This is a genomic window from Nesterenkonia sandarakina (assembly GCF_013410215.1).
Taxonomy (GTDB): Bacteria; Actinomycetota; Actinomycetes; order Actinomycetales; family Micrococcaceae; genus Nesterenkonia; species Nesterenkonia sandarakina.
Map to the genome: position 1 here is coordinate 1,652,424 of NZ_JACCFQ010000001.1, position 24,752 is coordinate 1,677,175.

Genomic DNA, 24,752 nt, shown 5'->3' on the forward strand with positions numbered 1-24,752 from the left:
CATGGCACAGCGCCTCACCGTCGAGGCACCCGTGTGCAATCATCCTGGGCATGCGGGTCCTCGGCGGTGAGGAGACGCTGCCAGGAGATTCAACCAGTCGGCGGGCGCAGGCCCGGGTGCCGCTGGTAGATCGACTCGTCGCCGTGCTCATCGGTCTCCGGGGAGGCGGGCGAATCGGCAGACGCTGGGGAGTCCGGTGATTCAGGTGAGTTCGGTGAGCCAGATGAGGATGGGGACGCAGAAGAGGCTGGAGATGCTGCCGCTTCGTTGGACTGCGGGTAGTCATCGGCGACCGGGGCCACAGACTGGGCCGAGGCGGCCGATTGTGCGGACTGTGCCGAACGGGCCGACTGGGCCGAGGAGGCAGAGCCCGTGGAGGCCGCTGAGCTGGCCGAGCCGACGCCAGGGAAGAAGTGCTTCTCCTTCGCTCGACGCTCAGAGGCGGCGTCGGGGTGAATCGGCAGGTCGCCCTCGTCTTCCTCCTCGAAGATCTGCTCGGGAAGCGGCTCGTAGGCGGCAGCCTGATCGGCGACCGGCTGATGGGCGACCCGCTGATCGCTGACCACCGGGGTTGAACCGGTGGGCTCATCTCCGGGCAACGGACGCGCCGCGAACGCGGGGACCTTGCCCGTCGCACCGTCATCCTCACTGACGCCCTGGTGGTGGACATGGTCACTGTCGGAGTCGTGGTCGGGGTGGTGACCGCGGTCCTGGCCGGTCTGCTCGGCACCGGCATCGGTGATCACGGCGGGCTCGTCGTCGTCCTCACCGGACTCCGCCCACTCACCGGTGTCGGCCACGGTCGCCGCGGCACCGGCCCGAGCCACGGGACGCGAATCCTGGACCTCGGCCGCTGCAGCAGGCTCCTCACCCTCCAGCGGGGTCAGCGCGATCGGCTGCCCGCCGTAAGTCTCGATGTCCACCTTCAGCTGCTCCAGGAGACTCTTCGCCTCGGCGATCATCTCCGGGTTCTCGCTGGCGTGTCCGCGCACCAGCCACTGGGCCAGAGCGAACTCCGCGGTCAGCGCGGCGCGGCGCATCAGATGCTCATCGACCTCACCGGTGCGGTGCCGACGGTACGCCGCGAGCACCTTCTCGGTGAACTCCACATCTCCGGCGGCGGTGAGCCAGGCAAAGTCATCCGCCGGGTCCCCGCTGTGCAGATCGGTCCAACCGGTGACCGCCATGACGCGCTCACCTTCGATCAGCAGCGAATCCTCGTGCAGATCCCCGTGGGTGACGGCCGGGGTGAAGCGCCACAGCTCGCGGTCCTCCATGGCGTGTTCCCAGCGGCGCAGCAGCAGCGCAGGGATCTCCCCGGTGGTCGCAGCCTGGTCCAGCTCGTTGAGTCGACGCTGGCGGTACCGCTCGGCCGAGTATCGGGGCAGGTCGGCGTTGTCCACCACGGCCTCATCCAGGTCGTGGATCGCGGCGATGGTGCGCCCGATGTCCTCGATGACGGTCGGGGACTGCTGGGCCAGCTCGCTGAGCTCGAAGGAGGTGCCGGGCAGGTGGTTATAGACGAAGGTGCGCATCTCCCCGCGGCGCACGGCGCCGGCGACGGAGGGAACCCGGAACGGCAGCTCGGCGCGGATGCCGGTGGAGAAGCCGCGCAGCACCTGCAGCTCGGTCTCCAGGCGCATCGCCGCCTCCTGATGCTGAGGCGAGCGGATCCGCCAGCGGTGACCTTCGGAGTCGATGACGACGGCGGAGGTGAAGTCGCGGGCGTCGTCAGCGGCCGCAGCCACGCCGGTAGGGGAAAGCCCCGGCACTGCCGCGGTCGCCAGGGCCGCAAGTTCCATCGATGTCCATCGCACGAGGACCAGCGTATGGGGTCAGAGCCCCTACCTGGCGCCGGGGCACGCTGAATTGACGAAATCCGGCGGATTGCCCTCCCGCGGGCGCTGCGGATGCGGGGATGCTCACTGTCCACATCCAGGCCCCGGGTGCTCCCGGCAGTCCCGCGCCCGGTACGGTGGAGGGTATGCATATGCACTCCCGGGACCCTGGTGAAGGTCTGCTCGTCCTGCCCCAGGACGGGGCCCGGATCGACCGGCTCGACGCCCAGCGCAAGCGCCCCGAGTGGCTCGACGAGGTCTGGTCCGCCCCCGGCACCCAGGTGCTGCGGCTCTTCGGTCGCCGCGCCCGGCTCAGCGGGAACCGGTTGGACTATGAGCCGGCCACCGGTCCGCTGCCCGAGGGGGCCGTCGCTCTGGGCGCGGTGGACCCTGCCGAGCTGCCCGACGCGGACGTCGGCGCTGAACCCGGTGCGGCCGCGCCGGTGCATGTGGTCACCGTGGCCCACCCCAAGCCAACCGACGAGACCGCCGCCGCGGGGACCACCGGCACCACCTGGGCGGACCTGGCCTTCGCCGGGTCCCAGCTGACCCCGCTCGACGCCGCGCTGCTCACCCAGGCGCTCGCGATCACCGCCTGGCATGCCCGCACCCCGTTCTGCGCCTCCTGCGGGACCGCCACAGAAGTGGAGGTCTCCGGCTGGCGACGCACCTGCCCGAACTGCGGGGTGCAGACCTTCCCGCGCACCGACCCTGCCGTGATCACCGCCGTGCTGGACCCCGAGGACCGGATCCTGCTGGGCTCGGGCAACCGGTGGGAGACCCACCGCTACTCCACCTTCGCCGGGTTCGTCGAGGCCGGAGAGTCGGTGGAGGCCGCGCTGGCCCGTGAGATCGAGGAGGAGGCCGGCGTCGTCGTCTCTGATATCCGCTATATGGGCTCGCAGTCCTGGCCGTTCCCGCGCTCACTGATGCTCGGGCACTTCGCGGTGACCCAGCAGCCCGCCGCGGCCCGGCCTGATGGGGACGAGATCCGCGACGTGCGCTGGTTCACCCGCGCCGAGCTCGCCGAGGCCGCCCAGGCCGGTGAGGTGAGCCTGCCCACCCGGTCCTCCATCTCCCGGGCGCTGATCGAACGCTGGCACGGCGAACAGATCGATGCCGCCTTCGATGCCAGGCCGCTGACCGCCGCGAACGGCGCGAGCGCGCATGCCGCGAACGGCCGGCCCGGCCCGCAAGGTCAACACCCCCGAGGTCAGCAGCCGCGATGAGCCAGCCCGCCTTCTCCTCCAGCTCCTCCACCGGTCACGCCCTCTCCGCCACCCAGCTGGCTGCGGCCCCGCCCGAGGCGATCCTCGACGGGCTCGACGAGGAACAGCGACTGGCCGCCTCCACGCTGACCGGCCCACTGTGCATCCTCGCCGGGGCCGGGACCGGCAAGACCCGCGCCATCACGCATCGAATCGCCTACGGGGTCCGCGCCGGGGTCTATGACCCGCACCGGCTGCTGGCGGTGACCTTCACCGCCCGGGCCGCCGCGGAGATGCGCTCCCGGCTCAGCTCGCTGGGCGCCCCCGGTGTCCAGGCCCGCACCTTCCACGCCGCCGCGCTGCGCCAGCTGCAGTACTTCTGGCCGATGGCGATCGGCGGAACCATGCCGCAGATCCTCGACCACAAGGTCCGGCTGCTGGCTGAGGCCGCGCGCCGTCTGCACGTGACCACCGACCGCGCCGCGCTGCGCGACCTCGCCAGTGAGATCGAATGGGCGAAGGTCTCCACGCTGACCCCGGAGTCCTATCTGGAGGTCGCCACCGCCGAAGGCGCCGGCCGGCCCGCGCCCGGGGGAGTGGACCACCGCACCTTCGCCAAGCTGTATCAGTCCTACGAGGACGTGAAGCTGGACAAGCATCTGATCGACTTCGAGGACGTGCTGCTGCTCAACGTGGGCATCCTGGAGGACGACGAGCGGGTGGCCGCCCAAGTGCGCCAGCAGTACCGGCATTTCGTGGTCGACGAATACCAGGACGTCTCCCCGCTGCAGCAGCGGATGCTGGACCTCTGGCTCGGCGGACGCGAGGAGATCTGCGTGGTCGGCGACGCCGCGCAGACCATCTACTCCTTCACCGGCGCCACCCCTGACTACCTGCTGGGCTTCAAACGCCGCCACCCCGAGGCGAACCTGGTCAAACTGGTGCGGGACTACCGCTCCACCCCTGAGGTGGTGAAGCTGGCGAACTCGCTGCTCGCCGACCGCACCCGGGAGTCCGTGAAGCTCAGCGACCCGGCGCCCTGGCCCGAGCCGCTGCAGCTGATCTCCCAGCGCGAGCGCGGCCCGGTCCCGAAGCTGATCCAGCACGCCGACGATGACACCGAGGCCGGCTGGATCGCCTCCGAGATCAAGGCGCTGCAGGACCACGGCGTGCCGCTCTCCGAGGTGGCCATCCTCTACCGCACCAACGGACAGTCCCAGGCCTTCGAGCAGAGCCTGGCCACCGCTGGGATCTCGTATCAGCTGCGCGGCTCGGAACGGTTCTTCTCCCGCCGCGAGGTCCGTGAGGCGCTCGCGGCGCTGCGCACCTCCTCGCTGGTCGACGACGCCGGGGACGCCGTGACCAAGAGCGTGCGCGACATCCTCTCCTCCCACGGCTACTCCGCGAAGGCTCCCGAGGCCACCGGCGCGGTCCGGGAACGCTGGGAGTCCATGGCGGCGCTGGTCGCACTCGCGGACCAGCTCTCCACCGAACGCGAAGATTTCACGATGCGCAGCTTCATCGCGGAGCTGGAGGACCGCTCCGCCGCGCAGCATGCCCCGACCGTGGAGGGGGTCACGCTGGCCTCGCTGCACTCCGCCAAGGGCCTGGAATGGGAGGCGGTGTTCCTCGCCGGGCTCTCCGAAGGCCTGATGCCGATCACCTTCGCCAAGACCCAGAAGGAGGTCGACGAGGAGCGCCGACTCTTCTACGTCGGGATCACGCGCGCCCGGAAGCATCTGTTCCTCTCCTCCGCGGCCTCCCGGCACACCGGGGGACGCGGCCGACGCACCCCCTCACGGTTCCTGCGCCCGCTGCGCAAGGAGATGGGGCTCGAAGAACCCGGCCGGAAGATCATCCCGGAGGCAGGGCTGAGCCCGAATGCCTCGGGGCGGAAGAAGAAGGCCTCCACCTGCTCCACCTGCGGGAAGGTGCTCACCAACGGCACCGAGGTCAAACGGCGGCGCTGCGAGAGCTGCCCCGCCCGCTACGACGAGGCGCTCTTCGAGAAGCTGCGCACCTGGCGAAGCGAGTATGCCAAAGAGCTCGAGGTGCCCGCCTTCGTGATCTTCACCGACGCCACCTTAGAGGTCATCGCCGAGCGCCGACCCACCTCCGACGAGGCGCTGCTGAAGGTCCCCGGCATCGGGGAGCGCAAGCTCGAGAAGCACGGCGACCGGCTCCGCGAGATCCTCAAAGAGGCCTGACCCGCGCGGTCCCTCCGTCTGGCGTTTTACCGGGCCTTCCGTGAAATACCGGCCGGACGGTGGTCTCGGTAGATCACGGAGAGCCCGGTAAAACGCGAAAGGGGGCGGGGCTACTCGGTGAGCATGCCCGCCAGCAGGGCTGTCTGCGGAGCGATCCCGGAGATCAGGATGTGCTCGTGCCAGGCGTGGGGACCTTCGCCGACGGCGCCGAGCCCGTCCAGCACCGGCAGTCCCAGCGCAGAGATGAAGTTCGCGTCCGAGGCGCCGCCGACCATCCGCGGGGCCAGCTCACGCCCCAGCGCGGCAGCGACCTGCTTGAGCTGCGCCATCGCAGCCTCCGAGGCGGGGGTGGGATTCATCGGCGGGCGGTTTGCATCCACGTCCAGCTCCAGACGCAGCCGCTCATCGGAGCGGTAGGGCTCCGGCAGGCTCAGCGCGCGCAGCGCATCGGCCACCCGCTCCTGCTCGGCAGTCTCGGTGACCCGCACGTCGACCAGGCACTGCGCCTGACCTGCGACCACATTCCGGCCGGTCCCGCCCTGCAGGGTCCCGACGTTGACGGTGGTGCCCCGCTCCGGGGCGGCCAGGGCGACGATCTGCGGGACCAGCACGGCCAGTGCGTGCACCGCGCTGGCGCCGTTCTCCGGCTCCAGCCCGGCGTGGGCCTCCACACCGTGGACCGTGACGTCGGCGAAGACCATGCCCTTCCGGCGGTCCTTCGGCTGCCCTGACGCGCTGGGCTCCGGGACCAGGGTCACCCGAGAATCCGCGGCGGCGGCCTCGATGACCGGACGCCCGGCCACCGAGCCGATCTCCTCATCCCCGGTCAGCAGCAGCCGCAGCGGCGCATGCGGGATCCCGGCGGAGCGCAGGGCGCGGACCGCCCAGAGGGTCTGCACGATCCCGAACTTCATGTCCAGCACCCCGGGCCCGGTCAACCGGTCACCCTCGATGCTCATCGGCCAGACGCTGAGGGTGCCCGCCGGCCAGACCGTGTCGTAATGGCACACCGAGGTCACCGGCTGCTCGGCCTCCACGGAGGAGCCTGGCCACCGCAGCTCCAGCACATCACCGAACGCACCGCCGGGGGTCCTCGCCTCATGCGCGGGCTCTCCCAGCCGCTCGCAGGCCAGCGCGCGGATCTCGGCGAGGCCGGCGTCGAGCAGGGTCTTGTCCTGACTCGGTGTCTCGCAGTGCACGATCCGCCGCAGATCCTCCAGCACGTCGTCGAGATGCTCGGTGATGAACTGCTCCACGGTACGCAGCCCAGCTGCGCTCGGGGCGGGCGTGTCGGCGCGTGTCAGGTTCTCAGGAATGATGGGTCTCCTTCTTCGAGGTGAGCGGGTGTACAGGCGAGTCGATCAGCGGACCGGGACCCCAGGGCCCAGCGGAATCCCGATCGCCCACCACAGCATGAAGAACAGGAACCAGGAGACCAGGAGTGCGACCGCCACCGGCAGTGTCAGTGAGATCAGTGTGCCCACCCCGGCCTTCGGGTAGTAGCGCTGCAGGTAGCCCAGCACCAGCGCGAAATAGGGGCTCATCGGGGAGATGATGTTCGTGGGGGAGTCCCCGATCCGGAAGAGCATCTGGGTGACCTCCGGGGAGGTGCCCACCAGCATCAGCATCGGCACCAGCACCGGGGCCATCAGGGTGTACTGCGCGGAGCCGGAGGTGATCGCGAAGTTGAAGGTGGCCACCAGCAGCACCACCCCGGCGAAGAGCACCCCGGCGGGCAGGTCCAGCTGCTCGAGCACCTGGGCGCCCTCGATGGCCAGCACGGTGCCCATGTTCGACCAGCCGAAGTAGGCGATGAACTGCGCGGCGGCGAAGAAGAGCACGATGACCCCGGAGAGCTCCTTGATCGAGCGTGCCATCAGCTCGGGGATGTCGCCGGGTCGGGTGATCGTGCCGGCCTTGATGCCGTAGGTGATGCCCACGACCAGGAACGCCAGCGCGATCGGCACGGCCACGTCGGTCAGCAGGGCAGACTCCAGGACGTCGGAGCCCTCTCCGCGGAAGGGTGACGCCGGGAGGAACAGCAGCGTGAAGTAGACGACCAGGAAGACCGCCAGGGCGAGGAGCGAGGCCTTCAGGGCGGAGACCTCACGGCGGCTGTAGCTCAGCAGCTCGGCGTCGTCGGTGATGGCGCCGTCTTCGGCGCTCTCGCGTCCAGCAGAGAGCACCGCCGTCGCCGCGCCGCCGGAGGCGTCCTCCTCATGGCGCATCCGTTCGGTCATCTTCACCAGCAGCACCTCGGTGACCAACGTGACCACCAGCGCGAGCACCACGGCAGAGGCGGCGGAGAAGAAGTAGTTCGCCACCGGGGAGACCACGTAGTCCTCCTCGACCAACTGCGCGGCGGAGGTGGAGATCCCGGCGAGCAGCGGATCGCTGGCGGTGATCAGCAGTGAGGCGTTGTACCCGGCCGAGGCGGCCCCGAAGGCGACGACGGCGCCCAGGACCGCCGAGCGGCCGCTGGCCTTGAAGGCCGCCGCGGCGAGCGGGATCAGGATGACGTAGATCGCATCGGAGGCGACGGATCCGGTGACCCCGGTCAGCGCGACCGTGAAGGTCAGCCATTTGCGGGAGACCCGGGAGACGATCACCCGGATGGCGGCCCCGATCAGCCCGGAACCTTCGGCGACCGCGACGCCGAGCATCACCGTGATGATCAGGCCCAGGGGTGGGAACGTCACGAAGTTCTCCACGGCGTCCGTGAGCATCCGTTGGAAGCCCTCGGGGTTCAGCAGGCTCTGCACTGCGATGTACTCGCCGTCCGCGGGGTTCTCGGCGCCCAGACCGGAGGCCTCCAGGATCGCCGAGAAGACGACCACCACCACGGAGAGGATGACGAAAAGCCAGAACGGATGCGGCAGCAGGTTGCCGACCCGCTCGATCACCCGGAGCAGGCGCACCACCACCCCGGCTCGACGCTCCTGCGGTGGACGCGGCTCCTGGTCGGTGACGCTCTGCTGGGGCATCTGCTTCCCATCTGCCCGCTCGATCTGAGGAGGGACTTCGTGGTCGGATCCGGGCAACGAGCGGTCAGTCTAGTTCAGGGCCGGTTGCCTGGGCATTGCCCCAAAAGTCCTCAGTTCTGCCGTTCTACAGTCCTCAGTTCTACCGGGCATTGCGAGGTCTACCCGCTGAACCGTCGCCCCGGTAGGTCACGTACGCCCCGGTAAAACGGGAGAGAGGGGAGGGGGAGGGGAGGGCTCAGCTTGCGTTGCGGTCCGCCCAGCTGACCCCGGCGAGGAACGCGTCTGCCTCCCCGGTGCGCGGGTACTTCGCCACCAGGTCCTTGAAGCGCGGCCCATGACCGGGTTCGATCAGGTGCGCAAGCTCGTGGACCAGCACCGAATCCTGGACCCAGGCGGGCATCTCGCGCAGCCGCGAAGAGAGCCGAATGGTCCCGGTGGTCGAGGTCGTGGAGCCCCAGCGCTGATGCTGCTGGGTCGACCAGCTCACCGCCTCAGGCTGCGGGACCCCGTCGAAGTAGCGCGTCGAGAGGGCGCGCGCACGCTGCAGCAGTTCCTCGTCGCTGCGAGGCCGCCGCGCCGCCCGCCGGGCGAGCTTCTTCTGGAACGCCCGGGCATGGTCCTCGACCTCACGCTGGCTCAGCCGCACCGGGACCCGCAGCCGCAGAGTCCCGGCCACCTGATCCGCGGTGATCGTCCGGGTGCGGCGGGCCGAGCGGACCACCAGCACCTCGTGCCCATCCACCGTGATCTGCTGTTGAAGCTGCCGCGACGCCATGAGAAGGAGCCTAGCCCGGCCCGAGACTGTGGAAAACCCAGCCAGGGCTGCGCAGGCTTGGCACCATAAGGACATGGACGCTTGGGCCGCGCTCGCGGAATGGGAAGACATCTTGGTGCTGGATCAGCGCACGGTCCAGCTCGGCGCCGAGGACCGTGCCGTGAGGATCATCGGACCCGCCCAGCAGACGCTGAGGCGACTCCAGGAGCGCACCAGCAGCCCCTCCGAGGAGGCGGTTGAGAACGACGGCGCCGCCCAGCTCCCCGACACAACCGCCCCTCGTGCCCCCTTCCCACCGGGAGACGGCCCCGCGGTCCGGGTGCGCGCCCGCCGTGGACTCGCTGCTGTACTCATCGAGGGACTGCCCCGCCCCGCTGCCCTGCTCGCCGAGCAGCTGACCCTGCTGAAGCTGGGTGCGCTGCTGCTGCATGATGAGCACCCGGTGGATCGCCACGACGTATCGTCCGGGTACCCCGCCGCTGCGGTGGGGCACTCCCGGGCCAGCGCGGTGCGCCGACTCTGCCTGCGCCAGGACCCCGAGGCCGTGGTCCTGCTCTGCTCCGTGGCCACCGCGCCTGCCACCCCTCCCGCCGCCGCCATCCCTCCCGCAACCCCCGCCCCCGCAACACGTCCCGCCGCATCCCGGCCGCAGGAACCGGTGGATGTCCACGTGATCTTCGCGCGCCGCGCCGTCGCCCCGAGTCGCCTGCTCGACGCCGCGGCCACCGCCCAGCTGGTGCTTCCCGTGGTGCAGGAGCGCGGCCAGTGGCGGATCGGGCCGCTGCTCAGCCGCGCACACGGACCGTGTCCCCGGTGCCTGCTGCTGCACGGCCGCGCGGAGGACCCTTACTGGGAGGCGGTGCAGACCGCCCTCGCAACAGAATCCGCGCCACCCCGCAACCCCACCGCGACACCTGCGACCCTGGGAGCACCGCCCCTGGTGGAGTCCCCGACCTCGGGTGCGCCACAGTGCGCCGCGGTCCTCGCGAGCCTGATCACCCGAGAGATCCAGCTCGCGATCGATGCTGAGTTCACGCCGCAGACCGCCACCCGGGTGATCACCGTCTCCACGCAGACCGGACAGCTGGATCTGCATCCGGTGCAGCCGCACCCGGAATGTGACTGCCGGCTGCACGCCACCGGCTAGACCCTGCAGAGACCACCCGAGTCGCAGGAAAGCTCCGCCGGTCATCGTCAATGCAGACCGAAGACTTCATCCGGTGGCGAACTGACCGCGCCCATACAGACAGCACCGAGCCAGCGTGGATACGCTGGAATCTCTCAGGCCGAACCAGGATCACCACAGGGAGCGTCCGATGAGCCAGAACAACTCCGGCAACAACGACCAGGGCAACGGGGAAGACCCACGTGACCCCATGGAGGAGTTCTTCAAACAGCTCTTCGGCGGGCAGATGCCCGGTCAGACCCCCGGCGAGGACGCCGAAGCCGACGACGCAACCAAGCGCGGCCCCAGCATCGGCTTCACCGGCACCCCCGGCGCAGGCGGCGCGGCAGGCACTGGCGACCAGGGCGGGTTCCCCGGCTTCCCTCCCGGCTTCGACCCCTCGCAGATCCCCGGCATGGCGGATATGAACCCGCAGATGATGCAGCAGATCATGGGTCAGGTGCAGTCCATGTTCTCGGCCATGCAGAACCCCTCCGAGGAGGACAAGGGCCCGGTGAACTGGTCCATGGCTCGCCAGGCAGCGCGCCAGGCCGCCGCCGGGGATGATCCCAGCGTCTCCGCAGCCGAGCGCAAGGAGATCGACGACGCCCTGCGCCTGGCTGACATGTGGCTCGATGGGGCCACCAGCTTTGAGAGTGCCGGACAGATCGGTCAGGCCTGGTCCCGCGCGCAGTGGGTCGAGGAGACCTTCGAGTCCTGGAAGCGGCTCACCGAACCGGTGGCGGAATCGGTCGCCAAGGCGCTGGGCAGCGCCATGAAGGATCAGCTCGGAGAGTCCGGATCGGGCCTTCCCCCGGAGCTGGAGTCCATGATGGGCGGCGCCGGGGCGCAGCAGATCACCGGCATGATCGAGTCCATGGGCGGGATGGCCTTCGGCATGCAGCTGGGCCAGGCCGTGGGTGCGCTCGCCAAGGAGGTCGTCTCCTCCTCGGACACCGGGCTTCCGCTGGCCGGTCACACGACCGCCCTGCTGCCCAAGAACGTGAGCGAGTTCGGCAAGGGCCTCAGCGTGGACAAGCGCGAGGTGCTGCTCTACCTGGCGCTGCGCGAGGCCGCCCGGATGCGCCTGTTCATCAACGCGCCCTGGCTGGAGCAGGACCTCTTCAACGCGGTCGGTCAGTACGCAGCCGGCATCCACATCGATATGGGTCGGATCGAAGAGGCCGCCAGCCAGATGGACCCCAGCAACCCTGAGGCGATGAACTCCATCCTCGGCGAGGGCCTCTTCCCGGAGGAGCGGACCCCCATGCAGGAGGCCGCGCTCAAACGCATCGAGACCACTCTGGCGCTGGTCGAGGGATGGGTGGACGACGTCGTCACCCAGGCCGCCGAGCATCTGGAGTCGATGTCCCGGCTGCGCGAGACCATGAACCGCCGCCGCGCCTCCGGAGGTCCGGCCGAGGACACCTTCGCGGCGCTGGTCGGACTGGAGCTGCGGCCGCGCCGGCTGCGCGACGCCGCCGCGCTGTGGGCGCACCTGCGCGAGACCGAAGGGATGTCCGGGCGCGACGACGTCTGGGGCCACCCCGACGTCCAGCCGGACGAGCAGGACCTCGACGATCCCACCGGATTCCAGCAGCGCCGCGCAGAGCGTCAGGAGGAGACCGCCAAGATCGACGAGGAGCTGCAGAAGCTGCTTGACGGCGGGTATGACGGCAAGTCCCCGGGGGCCTGACGTCATCTTCCTGTGCGGCTGGTCCCAGATGAGATGATGAGTGACGATCATCATGACTGAGCGCACCCAGAAACCCAGACGGCCGAGCCTGCGGAGAAGCCTGCAGGCGGTGGCGGGCACGTCTGCGCTCATGGTCGGGCTGGTCAGCCTGCTGCTGCCCAGCCCCTACCTGGTGGAGAGCCCGGGTCCGATGTTCAACACCATCGGTGAGATCGAGGACCAGGCCGTGATCTCTGTCAGCGGGGAACAGACCTATCCCACCGAAGGCTCACTGAACCTCACCACGGTGTTCGTCAGCGGGGCGCCCACCTCCACGGTGCGGGTCCCCGACGCCGCCCTGGGCTGGTTCAACCCGGGCACCGACATGCAGCCGCACGAGCTGATCTACCCCTCCGGCACCACCGCGGAACAGGTCCAGCAGCAGAACACCGCCGCGATGACCAGCTCGCAGGACCTCGCCGTGGCAGCTGCGCTGAACGAACTGGGCATCGACTACGAACAAGAGCTCTCCGTCGTCGACTTCACCGCCGAAGCCGTCGAGGTGGGCACCGATGACCAGCTGCAGCCCGGGGACCGGGTCACCGCGGCGGCCGGCAGCTCCATCACCGGGCTCGAGGGACTGCGTGACGCAGTCAACACCGCCGCAGGTCAGCCGGTAGCATTGACTGTGCTTCGTGATGGTGAGGAGCTCGACTACGAGGTCCCCACCTACCAAGAGGCCGATGGCGACTACTACGTGGGGATCATGCTCGAGAACGAGTTCGCGTTCCCGGTGGACGTCGACATCGAGCTCGACGGCGTCGGCGGTCCCAGCGCGGGACTGATGTTCTCTCTGGGCCTGGTGGACTCCATGACCGAGGAGTCCATGACCGGAGGCGAAGACTGGGCCGGCACCGGCACCGTGGATCCCGACGGCACCGTCGGGCCGATCGGCGGCATCGCCCAGAAGGTCGTCGGGGCGCACTCCCAGGGGATCGGGAACTTCCTGGTCCCGGCCGCGAACTGTCCCGAGCTCGACGGGCGGGTGCCCGACGGGATCTCCACCTACGCGGTCGCTGACGTATCCGAGGCTCGCGCGATCGTCGAGGCGGTCCGCGACACAGACGAAGACTTCCTCGCAGGGCTCGAGCCCTGCGGAAGCTGAACCGGCCCGCCGGTCCAGCGGGGTCAGCACACTGACCCACCAGCAACATCGATGTATCCGAGCACAAATATAGAGACGAGGGTTTATCCGTGAGTTTCTCTCAGGGATTCGGGTCCGCGAACCCGTTCGGCGGAGGCCTGTTCGGCTCCGGTTCGGGCGGGAACGACGGCGACAGCTCCGGCGGTTCTGGTTCCGACCAGCCTGCCAGGAGCTCCGGACCGCGGCGACCGTCAGCACTGGTGCTGACGATCATCATCATCGCCGCGCTGATCGGCATTTTCGTAGCATCTTCAGGCTTCTACGCCGAGATCCTATGGTTCAACCAGCTGGGATACCAGGACGTCTTCTGGACTGAGCGGATCGCCCGCGGCGTGATCTTCGTCGTGGCGTTCCTGCTGATGGCCGGCCTGGTATGGCTGAGCCTGTTCCTGGCGTTCCGGCATCGCCCCCAGGTGATGCAGAACCAGATGAACGAGTCGGTGATCCGCTACCAGCGCACGCTGAACTCGATGCGCCGCCTGTTCATGATCGGTCTGCCCGCACTGATGGGCCTCTTCGCCGGCACCGCGGCCCAGGGCAGCTGGGAGAACGTGCTGCTGTTCATCAACCAGCAGCCCTTCGGGATGACCGACCCCGAGTTCGGCATGGACTTCGGGTTCTTCGTCTTCACCCTGCCCTTCCTCGGATTCATCAACGGCTTCCTGATCTCTGCGGTGCTGGTCGCCGGCATCGCCGGGATCCTCACCCATTACCTCTTCGGCGGGATCCGCATCGAGGCCAGCGGCAAGTTCGTGGTCGAGAAGGCCGCGCGCTGGCACATCGCCGTGACCGGTGCGCTGTTCCTGCTGCTGCAGGGTGTGAACTGGTGGCTCGATCGCTACGCGACCCTGCAGAACCAGAGCGGGACCTGGGCCGGAGCGCTCTACACCGACGTCAACGCCGTCATCCCGGCCCAGGCGATCCTCGCTGTCGCCGCGGTGCTGGTGGCCGCGATCTTCATCGTCACGGCAGTGACCGGACGCTGGCGCTTCTCCATCATCGGCTCGGCGATGCTGCTGATCACCGCGATCATCGGCGGCGGGCTCTACCCGTTCCTGGTCCAGGAATACCAGGTGCAGCCCTCGGAGCGGACCCTGGAGACGCCCTACATCGAGCGCAACATGGAGCTCACCCGCTACGCCTACGGCCTGCATGAGATCGAACAGGAGAACTACGACGCGGATGCCTCGGCCACCCCGGGCGCCCTCGCAGAGGACGCGGCCAACACCGAGAACATCCGCCTGCTGGACCCGAACCTGGTCTCGGCCGCATTCGGCCAGTTCCAGCAGTTCCGCCAGTACTACTCCTTCCCTGACACGCTGAGCTTCGACCGCTACGAGATCGACGGCGAACGCCGCGACACGGTGATCGCAGCCCGTGAGCTGAACGTGCCCACCGACGCCTCCTGGGTCAACCGGCACCTGATCTACACCCACGGCTATGGCCTGGTCGCTGCCAACGCGAACACGGTCACCCCCGAGGGACGCCCCAGCTTCACGCTGCAGGGCATCCCCACCCGCGGCGAGCTGGCATCCGATGAGGACTACGAGCCGCGCATCTACTTCGGGCAGAACTCGCCGGAGTACTCGATCGTCGGGGCGCCCGAGGGTGCCGATCCGTTGGAGCTCGACCGCCCTGCGGCGGCCGACTCCGAGGCCGAGACCGTCTACACCTTCGAAGGTGACGGCGGCCCCGACGTCGGCGGCCTGTTCAACCGGCTGGTCTACGCCATCCAGTTCCAGTCTCCAGAGATCCTGCTCTCCGGTGACATGAACGAAGAGTCCCAGATCCTCTACGAACGCGAGCCGCGGGAGCGGGTGCAGCAAGTCGCACCGTTCCTCGATGTGGACCAGAACGTCTACCCGGCGATCGTCGATGGACGGGTCAAATGGATCGTGGAGGGTTACACCACCTCCAATGATTTCCCCTACTCCGATCAGCAGCAGCTGGAGCAGGCCACCACGGATGCGCTGACCCAGGGAGCACCCACGCTCGCCGGCCAGGTCAACTACATCCGCAACTCCGTCAAGGCCACCGTCGACGCCTACGACGGCTCGGTGGAGCTCTACGCCTGGGACACCGAGGATCCGATCCTGCGTGCCTGGCAGCAGGTGTTCCCGGATGCTCTGCAGCCCTACGAGGAGATGTCGGCTGAGCTGATGGACCACGTGCGCTACCCCGAGGACATGTTCCGGGTCCAGCGCGAGCTGCTGGGTCGCTACCACGTGACCGATCCCGGCACGTTCTACGAGAACAACGACGCCTGGTCGGTCCCCGCGGATCCGACCGCAGACGACGAGGGCGCCATGGCGCAGCCGCCGTACTACATGACGCTGCAGATGCCCGACCAGGAGGAGCCCTCGTTCTCCCTGACCGGTACGTTCATCCCGCAGATCGCCGAAGGCGCGCAGCAGCGCAACGTGCTCTATGGCTTCCTCGCCGCGGCCGGTGACGCCGGCACCGGTGAGGACGGAGTGAAGGCGGAGGACTACGGCCAGCTGCGGCTGCTGGAGCTTCCGCGTGACACCGCGGTTCCCGGCCCCGGCCAGACCCAGGCGAACTTCGACTCCAACTCGCAGATCTCCCAGGAGCTGAACCTGCTGCGTCAGGGCGCCTCCGAGGTGATCAACGGCAACATGATCACCCTGCCTGCCGGTGATGGCATCCTCTACGTCCAGCCGGTCTACGTGCAGTCCACCGGCACCGCGGCCGCCTACCCGGCGCTGCGCAAGGTGCTGGTGGCCTACGGCGAGGAGGTCGGCTTCGCTGACACCCTCGATGAGGCCCTGGACCAGGTCTTCGGCGGCGACTCCGGAGCCGCCGTGGCCGACGGCGCTGGTGTCACCGGCGATGCCGTGGACTCCGAGCTCGACGTGCCTGAGGGGGAGGAGCCCGCGGAGGACCCCGCCCCCACCGAGGATGAAGCGCCCGCTGAGGAGGAGGCCACCACCGAGGATGAGGCCGACGCCGAGGAGACCGAGGGGCCCGTCGCTCCTTCCGGTCCCGCGCAGGAGCGTCTGAACGACGCCCTGGGTCGCGCAGGCACTGCGCTCCAGGACTCCGAGGAGGCACTCGCCGAAGGCGACTTCGCCGCCTACGGCGAGGCGCAGGAGCAGCTGCAGCAGGCCATCGACGATGCCCTGCAGGCCGAGGCTGACCTCGAGGAGTGATCCTCGGGAGCTGATCTCAAACCCGCAGAATCTCCCCGCTCGGACCCTCGTGGTCCGGGCGGGGAGGCGGGTGTCGGAGATCACGCTCCAGAGGGTTCATCTCGATTTTGCCCTCAGGATATGTGTGCGTAGACTAAACAAGTCGCAACGCGGGGTGGAGCAGTTCGGTAGCTCGCCGGGCTCATAACCCGGAGGTCGCAAGTTCAAATCTTGCCCCCGCAACGAGATGAGGCCCCTGATCTGGTAGTACCAGGTCAGGGGCCTTTTGCTTGTCTGGATGATTCTCGACCCTGCTCCGGACTCCGTTCTGACTCAGGGATCGTGCCAGTGCCGCAGGCGGTCGTTCTGAGGCGGCTCCCAGACGGGGTGGTTTGTGAAGGGGTGCCCGGTGAGCGACCAGCCGGTGGGCAGTTGGTCACTGGGGGTCCAAGGTCACTACCAACGACTCCCCACAGAGCAGACGATGGGTATCTCAGCGCAGAGATATCCAAGGAGTGAACATGAAGGCACTGGTGTATCAAGGCCCGGGTTCGATCGCCTGGCAGGAGAAGCCCGCTCCCGGGATCCAGAAGCCGACGGACGCGATCGTGAAGATTGAGACCACGACGATCTGCGGAACCGATCTGCACATCCTCAAGGGTGACGTTCCCACCGTCGAATCCGGACGCATCCTCGGACACGAAGGAGTAGGCGTCGTGACGGAGGTCGGCGAGGCGGTGACCGAGATCTCCGTCGGAGATCGCGTCATCGTCTCGTGCATCTCCGCCTGCGGGAAGTGCAGCTACTGCCTGGAGGGCGTGTATTCCCATTGCCTTGCCGATGAAGGAGCATCCGGAATCGGCTGGATTCTGGGACATCTCATCGACGGCACACAGGCCGAGTACGTGCGGGTCCCGTTCGCTGAGACCTCGCTGCACCAGGCGCCCGAAGGGGTGGCAGCCGAAGAGGCCGCGATGATCAGCGACATCCTGCCCACGGGGCATGAGATCGGCATCCGCTACGGTGCTGTGGAGCCTGGTGATGTCATTGCGGTCATCGGCGCGGGCCCCGTGGGCCTCGCCGCGATCACGACGGCCTCTCTGTACGGACCGAGCCGGGTTGTCGCAATCGACATCGACGCCAACCGGGTCGAGCAGGCGAAACGCTTCGGTGCGAGCGACGGCATCGTCTCATCGGACTCGGACTGGAAGGAGCAGGTGCTCGCCCTCACCGACGGGCTTGGAGTGGATGTCGCGATCGAGGCTGTTGGGGTGCCGGCGACCTGGGACATGTGCCTGGCAATCGTGCGGCCGGGTGGTCATGTCGCCAACGTCGGCGTACACGGCAAGCCGGTGAGCTTCCCGTTGGAAACTGCGTGGATCCAGAACCTCACGATCACCACCGGGCTGGTCAACACGGACACCTCGCGCATGCTGATCAAGTTGCTCGCGCAGGGAAGACTCGACGCGGGCGGCTTCATCAGCCATCGCTTCTCGCTCGAGGACATCATGAGTGCCTACGACACGTTCGGCCGCGCGGCCGAGACGAAGGCGCTCAAGGTCATCCTCACCGCGTGATTGCGACGGGCGGCAGCTCATGAGCGCTGCCAGCACCGTGACGAGGGTGCGAAAGGAACCAAGGCGTGTCCCGGACGAGGACCGCGCCACCGATACAGCAGGTATTTGGTCCCTGTCTCAGTGGGGGAGCCGCAGGTTGCCTCGGGCCCAGACCCCAGACGGTCTTGGCGCACGCGTACGGCATCAAGCCGGTCAGTAGGTGAAGTTCCGGCTCGCTGAGAGGTTGATGCCTTCTCCGGTGAGCTGATTCCAGCAGGACATCTGCGACTGGAACGACGTGCAGGCGAAGAACTCGTTCGACGCCGTCTGCCCATAGCCCAGCACTGGCTGATTCTGCTGGGGCACCGGGTTCTCACAATCCGGCTCCGCGGTGCGGTCCACCCGGATGGCGTAGGTGACCCCTTCGGTGCAACCCTCCGGTGCGGTGAAGCTGTGCTGGAGCACCCGGCAGCGCAACGTGTCCGAGAGCTCACAGAGTACGTTGCCGTTGGGGGAGACAAAGGAGTTCAACGGCTGGCCCTGCGCCGGGAAGGAGGTCTGGATCCAGGCGGTGCCCATGTCCGACACTGTGCCGCGCAGCGCCGAGGCAGTCTCCTCAGACTCCCGGAGGTCCAGATACAGCGCCGCAGCGTGGGTGCTGTCGCAGTTCTCCTGGAGACCCAGGAGCGCATCCCGGACCAGCTCGCCGTCCGAGGACTCCACCCAGCGTCCCTCCTGCGAGGCGGCCGAGGCGAGTTCGGCGAGGACCTCGCCGTCCTCCGCGGGAGAGTCACAGCTGGACTCCTCCGGCAGGCCTGCCACCTCCACGCGCAGCTCATCGGGGGTCGGGGGCTCCGGGCTCGGGCTGGGCTCGGGCTCCTCACCGGGTTCCTCCGCGCCGCCCTCTGCGGGTGCGCTGCTCGCCGGGGCCTCGGCGGCGGGAGCATCCGCGGGGGAGCCGCCCTCCAGCAGGGACAGTGCCATAGCGACGAGGCCGACCAGCACCAGGACCGGCAGCAGCACCGCGAGGATGAACTTCGGCGCCCTGGACCGGCGTCTCTGCGTCGGCGCGGGCCGCGCGGCCCCGTAGCCGGCGCCGGAGGTCACGCGAGAAGGACCGGGGGCAGCCTGGTCGCTGGCGGAGGAGCCCCCGGGAAACCAGGCGTCCTGCGCGTGGTGACCGGGCTGAGTCGCGGTGACGGGGCCCACCTCGCCGGTGTCCTGCGCGTCGAGTCTCTCGGCGGTCACCGATTCGTCCTGGGTGGGGGTGTGGTCCGAGGGCGCCTCGGGCGGCGGGGCGGGGGTGGGGGTCTCGGGGCTCTGCGTGGCTGACTCCGGTGGGTTGCTGGCCCGCCGGGCCAGGGCGGCGTCGATCTCTGGGTCACCCAGCGAGGCGAGGGCGTCGCGCAGCTCCGGGTAGGTCGCGGGGTTCTCGGCCACGGCCGCGCGCAGCGACGGGTGGTTCTCCGCGATCCAGTGCAGCGTGTCCCAGTCCGTGCCGGGATCGGAGGCGATGCGGCCGAGCTCGTCGTCGTTCGAAGCCATGCGTTCCTTCTGAGGTCCCGACGGCGGCGCACCAGGCCTGCCGTGCAGCGTGAACAGTGCCGTGTGAGCGAAGTTTACCTGCGCGGCGCACCGGGCATGGCGTCAGTTCTGCAGCTGGTAGCTCTCTCGAGCCATGAAGAATCCGTTGCCGGTCTCGGTGTTCCAGCACTCGAAGCCCGATTCGGAGGAGACGCAGGCGAACCGGCCATTGCTGGCGGACTGGCCATATTGCAGGGTCGCCGAGTTCTCACCCTCGGTGCTGCCACATTCGAGTCGAGGATCTTCCGACCCGACCGAGAGGCGCGCCGGGCCTTCACAGTCCTCCGGGGTCTCGAAGCTGTAGTCCAAGATGCTGCACTCGAGCTCGTCCTCGCTCATGGCGCAGTTGATGTTGCCCGAGGGTGCGGTGAAGGCGGGGATGTCCTGCGCCCCCTCGGGGGCTGGACGGGCGGGCTCGTCTTCGTCCTCGGCGGGGTCCTGCCCCTCGGCCTCCTCCTCGGTGCCATCCTCGGGGGCGGGCGCTCCTTCTTCGGCCTGCTCCTGCGAGACCGAGGACTCCTCGGCGGAGTCATCGCCGCTGAGGACACCGTTGAAGATCAGGAAGTACGCGGCGACCACCGCCGCCACGGCGAGCAGCAGGATCATGAACAGGATCGCGCAGGTGCCGCCGCCGCGACGCCGCGGTTCGGGTTCCAGCTCGGCGTACGACGCCGGGGCGGCAGGGGTCTGCCAGGGTGCCGGGCCGGCCGGTGCGGCGGGATAGTACCCCTGGCGCGAGGGCACCGGGTCATAGCCCTGACCGTGCTGCTCCGGGTAGGCCTGACCGTGCGGATCCCGGTGGCCGTGATCCTGCTGGTGGAGGTGGTCCTCCCGGACCGCTGAGAACTCGTCAGTCTCAGAGGGGCCCCGGGCGGGGCCCCCTGCTGCCGGGAGCATCGTGGTGGGCTGGTCTTGTCCCGGCGCCACCGACCCGGCGGATCGACGTCGCAGCGCGGCGTCGACCGCTGGGTCGCCCAGCTCGGAGAGCCACTGCAGCAGCTCGGGGTAGGTGTTGGGATTCTCTGCGATCAGCGGGCGGAGCTCGGGGTGGTCCCCGGCGAGCATGTGCAGCTGGACCTGGGGCGTGTTCGGGTCGGCGGCGCGAGCGGCCGGTCCCGTGGCACTCTGCCCATGATGTGGTCCGTCAGTCATGATCTCTCCTGAGTCGATGGTCCCGCGTGCGGCATTCTTGGGACATCATGCCCGAACCGGGACCGAATTTCAGGTCAGCTCACGGTGCGCTGTGCGCTGAGCTCCACGAAATGCCGGTGCAGCCGATGATCGGGAGTCAGCTCAGGATGGAAGCTTGCCGCCAGGATCCGACCCTGCCGGACCGCGACCGGGCGCTCCTGCCAGGAGGCGATGACCTCCACCTCGGGCCCAAAGGACTCGATCACCGGGGCTCGGATGAAGACCGCCTGCAACGGCGTCACATCCTCCCCGGGGATCCCGCTGACCTGCAGCGGACCTACGAAGGATTCCAGCTGGCTGCCATAGCCGTTGCGGCGCACCACCACGTCCAGACCGCCGATCCGCTCGAACCCGGTGAGCGCCTCGGCGTCGAGGATCTGATCCGCCATCAGGATCATCCCGGCGCAGGTTCCGAACATCGCCATGCCTTCGGCGTGCCGTTCCCGGATGGACTCCATGAGTCGCACCGGGGCGGCCAGCCGAGCCATGGTCGTGGATTCCCCGCCGGGCACGATCAGCCCGTCCAGGCCTTCGAGCTCGACGGGGCGGCGCACGGTGGAGACCTCAGCACCCGCGGCGCGCAGGGCGCGGGCGTGCTCGGCGACGGCCCCCTGCAGCGCCAGGACCCCGATGTGGGGTGTGTTCACCAGCCGCGCTCGGCCAGCCGGTGCGGGGCCGGCAGGTCGGCGACGTTGATGCCGACCATCGCCTCACCCAGACCCTTGGAGGCCTCGGCGACCACCGCGGGGTCGTCGTAGTAGGTGGTGGCCTTGACGATCGCGGCGGCGCGCTCGGCGGGGTTGCCGGACTTGAAGATGCCCGAGCCCACGAACACGCCGTCGGCGCCCATCTGCATCATCATCGCGGCATCGGCCGGGGTGGCCACGCCGCCGGCGACGAAGAGGACCACCGGGAGGCGGCCTTCCCGGGCGATCTGCTTGACCAGCTCATAGGGGGCCTGCAGGTCCTTCGCGGCGAGGTAGAGCTCGTCCTCGGCCAGGGAGGTCAGCCGGGCGATCTCGGCGTTGATGGTGCGGATGTGCTTCATCGCCTCGGAGACGTCGCCGGTGCCGGCCTCGCCCTTGGAGCGGATCATCGAGGCGCCCTCGGTGATCCGGCGCAGCGCCTCACCGAGATTCGTGGCGCCGCAGACGAAGGGCACCTTGAACTTGGACTTGTCGATGTGGTGGATGTAGTCCGCGGGGGAGAGGACCTCGGACTCATCGATGTAGTCGACCTTGAGGTGCTCGAGGATCTGCGCCTCGACGAAGTGGCCGATCCGGGCCTTAGCCATCACGGGGATCGAGACCTCGTCGATGATGCCAGTGATCAGGTCGGGGTCAGACATCCGGGCGACACCGCCGGTGGCGCGGATGTCGGCGGGCACGCGCTCGAGGGCCATGACAGCGACGGCACCGGCGTCTTCGGCGATGCGGGCCTGCTCGCGGGTGACCACGTCCATGATCACGCCGCCCTTGAGCATCTGGGCCAGTCCGGTGTTCACAGCGGTGGCGCCGGTGGCGGCAGCAGTGTGCGAGGTGGACTCAGTGGTCACGGAGATCTCCTGGAAGGTTGGGTTGCTGCGATGACAATGGGGAGTGAACATCGCGTTCACTCCCCATTGTTCCATCACTTCAGCGTGACCGCTGAACCGACGTCATACAGCTGCGCTCAGGCGCGATCGCGCTCCTCAGCCTCGAGCTGCGCGGCGTAGTCCTCGGTGGCCTGAGCATCCGAGCTTCCGGCGCCCAGGGCTGCCGGTGCGGAGCTGCCGGACTTCAGCGCTGCGAGCCGGGCGTCGACCTCGGCCTGTTCGCCGAGGTCCTCCAGGGACTCGAACTGTGCGTCCAGGGAGGAGGCGGCCAGCTCGTTCTGCCCGCGCACCTTCGCCTCTTCGCGGCGGATCTTCTCTTCGAAGCGGCCCACCTCTGAGGTCGGGTCCATCACGTCGATGGACTTCACGGCGTCGTGGACCTGGGACTGGGCGTGCGCGGCGCGGGAGCGGGCGATGAGCTCGTCGCGCTTGGAGACCAGCTGCTGACGCTTGGTCTTCATCTGCTCCAGGCCGGTCTTGAGCCGGTCCACGATCTCACGCTGGGAGGTGATGGTCGGCTCCGAAGACTTCGCGGAGGACTCCGCCTCCATCTGGCGCTGGATGGCCACCCGGGCGAGGTTGTCGAACTTCTGCGCGTTCTCGGCGTTGCCGCCGTCACGGAACTCGTCGGCCTTGCGGGAGGCGGCGAGGGCCTTCTGCCCCCAGGAACGGGAGTTCTCGAGATCCTCCTTGTAATCGTCCTCCATCATGCGCAGGTTGCCGATGGTCTGGGCGATCGCCTCTTCGGCCTCTGAGATGTTGTTGGTGAAGTCTCGGACCATCTGGTCGAGCATCTTCTCCGGGTCCTCGGAGCGATCCAGCATGGCGTTGACGTTTGCGCGTACCAGCTGGGACATGCGACCTAAAATGGACTGCTTGCTCACAGTGTTCACCTTTCCTTGTGCATCAATGTCTCTGAACTGCTCACCATGTCGATACTAGTCACGGCACCTGGCCACGGCCATGGCAGGTCCCCGGGGAAGCCGCAGGAATCCCCGGGCCCGGGACGTCAGAACATCCGACGACGGCGTCCGAAGCCGCCGCCCATGCCTCCGCGGCCCCCGGGGTAGCCGTAGCCCCCGGGCATGCCGAAGCCTCCGAACCCGCCGCCGTAGCCTCCACCCCCGCTGAGCGCGTCCTCGGCCGATTCCTGGCGTGCGATCTGGGCGGCCTGGACGGCGAGCGTCTTGGCCTGGGTCGCCAGTTCGAGGGCTTTCGCCGGCTGGTCATCCCCGATGGATTCCGCCTCGGCGAGTGTTCGCTCCGCCTCGGCCATCCGGGTCCGGGAGGTGGCGCCGCTGCGTTTGGAACGCAGGTAGTCACGAGAGGACTGCACCTGGTGCCGCGCGGTGAGGATCTCGGTCTGGAGCACCTCGCGGGCGCGACGATCCCTGGCCTGCTGGTCGCGCACTGCGTTCAGCGGCTCATCGAGCTCCCGGTGGGCGATTTCCAGGGAGTTCAGCAGCTCCAGCGGATTGGTCTTCTGCTGGGAGTCCAGAGCGCGGCGGACCTGTTTCACCGCGGCTTCGGCGGCGGCGATGGGTCCTGCGAGCTCTGCAGACTGACCTGCCTGCATGGTGGCGCGGGCCTGGGCGATGTCCTGCTCGGTCTGGTCCAGGCCGATGCTGAGGTTCTGCTCGGCGCTGCGCAGTCGCAGCTGGGTCTCCTCCAGGGAGTCGATCAGCTTCCCGGCTTCCCCGGCCGCTTCTTCGCCGGTGTGGATCGCGACCACCGCGTCGGAGGCGTCTGAACCGGTGAGCGCCTGCTCGGCCTCGGCGGCGGCCCGCCGGGCGTGGTCGAGGCTGCGCGAGGAATGCGTCAGGCCTTCGGTGAAGGAGGCGAGCGCGTCGTCGTCGTATACGGACTGCAGATCTGGCAGCCGCTTCTGGGCCTGCTCCCGGCGGCGGCCGAGCTCCTCGATCCGGGCACGGAGCTGATCCAGCGCCGGCCGGGGGTCGAGCTCCAGGCTGCGCAGGGACTCGAAGTCTTGGCGGTGCGACTCCAGGGTCTCATTGACCTGCTGGCAGTTGGCGATCACCTTGCGCAGCAGCTCACGGGCCTGCGCCTCATCCTCCGGGGGATCACGGTCCACCTGGTGTTGCATCCGGAAGGACTCCTGCAGGTGCTCCCGAGCCTGGTCCACGTCCTGCTGGAACGGGGCCACCTGTTCATCGCCATAGGCGGCGCTGGCGAAGAGGATCTCCTGCTCGGAGGAGTTCACCGCATTATCGGCCGCGATCAGCAGAGAACCCGCCTCGCGCCGCAGCTCCTCGAGGCTCATTCCAGCGAGTCGACGTTCTTCTGCGGAGACCGGTTCGGAGTCCCGACCGGAGGAGAGTCGCTGGCGATCTGCGAAGCCCTGGAGCCGGCGGTCCTGCTTCTTCCCGCCTGAGAGCCACACCGCACCCAGACCGATCAGTCCTAAGATGACCGCGCCGATCAGCAGCGGGCCGATCACGATCATTCCCAGGGTGACGGGGGGACTGAGGACTGTCTCGGGCACCATGGGCCGAGTCTATAAGTGGCCTATGACATCGTCTATCAGGCAACGGTCAGCTCCCCTGAGGGCGTAGGGAGCGCTGGTGTCGGGCGCGTCCAGGCCCAGCTCAGACCAGCGGCGTC

At 68.6% G+C, this 24,752-nt stretch carries 17 protein-coding genes and 1 tRNA gene; 8 read left to right on the forward strand and 10 right to left on the reverse strand.

Annotated elements, in window-relative coordinates:
- Nucleotides 1-89: 89 nt before the first annotated feature.
- Nucleotides 90-1,817, reverse strand: a complete 1,728-nt coding sequence (locus tag HNR11_RS13875; RefSeq protein WP_343050616.1) for a phosphotransferase — start codon at nt 1,815-1,817, stop codon at nt 90-92.
- 167 nt (nt 1,818-1,984) lie between these two features.
- On the opposite strand from HNR11_RS13875, the gene nudC reads away from it, so the two are divergent.
- Together nudC and HNR11_RS07670 are read left to right on the forward strand one after the other, a co-directional pair.
- A complete protein-coding gene (gene nudC / locus HNR11_RS07665) occupies nt 1,985-3,067 on the forward strand; it encodes an NAD(+) diphosphatase (protein ID WP_179441809.1) in 1,083 nt (360 codons plus the stop codon).
- A complete protein-coding gene (locus HNR11_RS07670) occupies nt 3,064-5,253 on the forward strand; it encodes an ATP-dependent DNA helicase UvrD2 (RefSeq protein ID WP_179441810.1) in 2,190 nt (729 codons plus the stop codon). Before nudC ends, HNR11_RS07670 begins: the two co-directional genes overlap by 4 nt.
- Before the next feature lie 110 nt (nt 5,254-5,363).
- Here the strand turns inward: HNR11_RS07670 and HNR11_RS07675 are convergent, their stop codons facing one another.
- From HNR11_RS07675 to HNR11_RS07685, 3 genes are all read right to left on the reverse strand, one after another.
- Nucleotides 5,364-6,509 (reverse strand): M20 family metallopeptidase, encoded by a 1,146-nt coding sequence (locus tag HNR11_RS07675; protein WP_343050617.1) that lies wholly within the window; start codon nt 6,507-6,509, stop codon nt 5,364-5,366.
- 105 nt (nt 6,510-6,614) lie between these two features.
- Complete coding sequence (locus tag HNR11_RS07680) at nt 6,615-8,237, reverse strand: AbgT family transporter (protein WP_179441811.1); 1,623 nt, start codon at nt 8,235-8,237, stop codon at nt 6,615-6,617.
- 235 nt (nt 8,238-8,472) lie between these two features.
- Complete coding sequence (locus HNR11_RS07685) at nt 8,473-9,012, reverse strand: M48 family metallopeptidase (protein WP_179441812.1); 540 nt, start codon at nt 9,010-9,012, stop codon at nt 8,473-8,475.
- Between the two features lie 73 nt (nt 9,013-9,085).
- Between HNR11_RS07685 and HNR11_RS07690 the strand changes: the two genes are divergently transcribed.
- From HNR11_RS07690 to HNR11_RS07715, 6 genes are all read left to right on the forward strand, one after another.
- The gene (locus tag HNR11_RS07690) at nt 9,086-10,159 is read left to right on the forward strand and encodes a hypothetical protein (protein WP_179441813.1); all 1,074 of its coding nucleotides are present in this window, start codon (nt 9,086-9,088) and stop codon (nt 10,157-10,159) included.
- Between the two features lie 169 nt (nt 10,160-10,328).
- Nucleotides 10,329-11,873: a zinc-dependent metalloprotease gene (locus HNR11_RS07695; RefSeq protein ID WP_179441814.1), complete on the forward strand. Its 1,545-nt coding sequence runs from the start codon at nt 10,329-10,331 to the stop codon at nt 11,871-11,873.
- 52 nt (nt 11,874-11,925) lie between these two features.
- Entirely contained in the window at nt 11,926-13,017 is a 1,092-nt protein-coding gene (locus HNR11_RS07700) for a YlbL family protein (protein WP_179441815.1), read from the forward strand.
- A gap of 89 nt (nt 13,018-13,106) precedes the next feature.
- A complete protein-coding gene (locus tag HNR11_RS07705; protein ID WP_179441816.1) occupies nt 13,107-16,226 on the forward strand; it encodes a UPF0182 family protein in 3,120 nt (1,039 codons plus the stop codon).
- A gap of 148 nt (nt 16,227-16,374) precedes the next feature.
- A tRNA-Met gene (locus tag HNR11_RS07710) sits at nt 16,375-16,448 on the forward strand.
- 278 nt (nt 16,449-16,726) lie between these two features.
- Complete coding sequence (locus tag HNR11_RS07715; protein WP_179441817.1) at nt 16,727-17,782, forward strand: zinc-dependent alcohol dehydrogenase family protein; 1,056 nt, start codon at nt 16,727-16,729, stop codon at nt 17,780-17,782.
- 192 nt (nt 17,783-17,974) lie between these two features.
- Here HNR11_RS07715 and HNR11_RS07720 read toward each other — a convergent pair whose 3' ends face one another.
- The 6 genes from HNR11_RS07720 to HNR11_RS07745 all read right to left on the reverse strand — a co-directional run bounded on the left by HNR11_RS07720 (nt 17,975) and on the right by HNR11_RS07745 (nt 24,636).
- Nucleotides 17,975-19,306 carry a variant leucine-rich repeat-containing protein gene (locus HNR11_RS07720; RefSeq protein ID WP_179441818.1) on the reverse strand — a complete coding sequence of 444 codons (1,332 nt, stop codon included), beginning with the start codon at nt 19,304-19,306 and terminating at the stop codon, nt 17,975-17,977.
- Nucleotides 19,307-19,408: 102 nt separating this feature from the next.
- Nucleotides 19,409-20,497, reverse strand: coding sequence for a variant leucine-rich repeat-containing protein (locus HNR11_RS07725; RefSeq protein WP_179441819.1), 1,089 nt, complete (start codon nt 20,495-20,497; stop codon nt 19,409-19,411).
- Between the two features lie 74 nt (nt 20,498-20,571).
- On the reverse strand, nt 20,572-21,183 hold the full coding sequence (gene pdxT / locus HNR11_RS07730) for a pyridoxal 5'-phosphate synthase glutaminase subunit PdxT (RefSeq protein WP_343050618.1): 612 nt from the start codon (nt 21,181-21,183) through the stop codon (nt 20,572-20,574).
- Nucleotides 21,180-22,091, reverse strand: a complete 912-nt coding sequence (gene pdxS, locus HNR11_RS07735; protein ID WP_375139267.1) for a pyridoxal 5'-phosphate synthase lyase subunit PdxS — start codon at nt 22,089-22,091, stop codon at nt 21,180-21,182. Before pdxS ends, pdxT begins: the two co-directional genes overlap by 4 nt.
- A 116-nt stretch (nt 22,092-22,207) precedes the next feature.
- Nucleotides 22,208-23,014 carry a PspA/IM30 family protein gene (locus tag HNR11_RS07740; protein WP_058888842.1) on the reverse strand — a complete coding sequence of 269 codons (807 nt, stop codon included), beginning with the start codon at nt 23,012-23,014 and terminating at the stop codon, nt 22,208-22,210.
- 125 nt (nt 23,015-23,139) lie between these two features.
- Nucleotides 23,140-24,636, reverse strand: coding sequence for a hypothetical protein (locus tag HNR11_RS07745; RefSeq protein WP_179441820.1), 1,497 nt, complete (start codon nt 24,634-24,636; stop codon nt 23,140-23,142).
- Between the last annotated feature and the right edge of the window lie 116 nt (nt 24,637-24,752).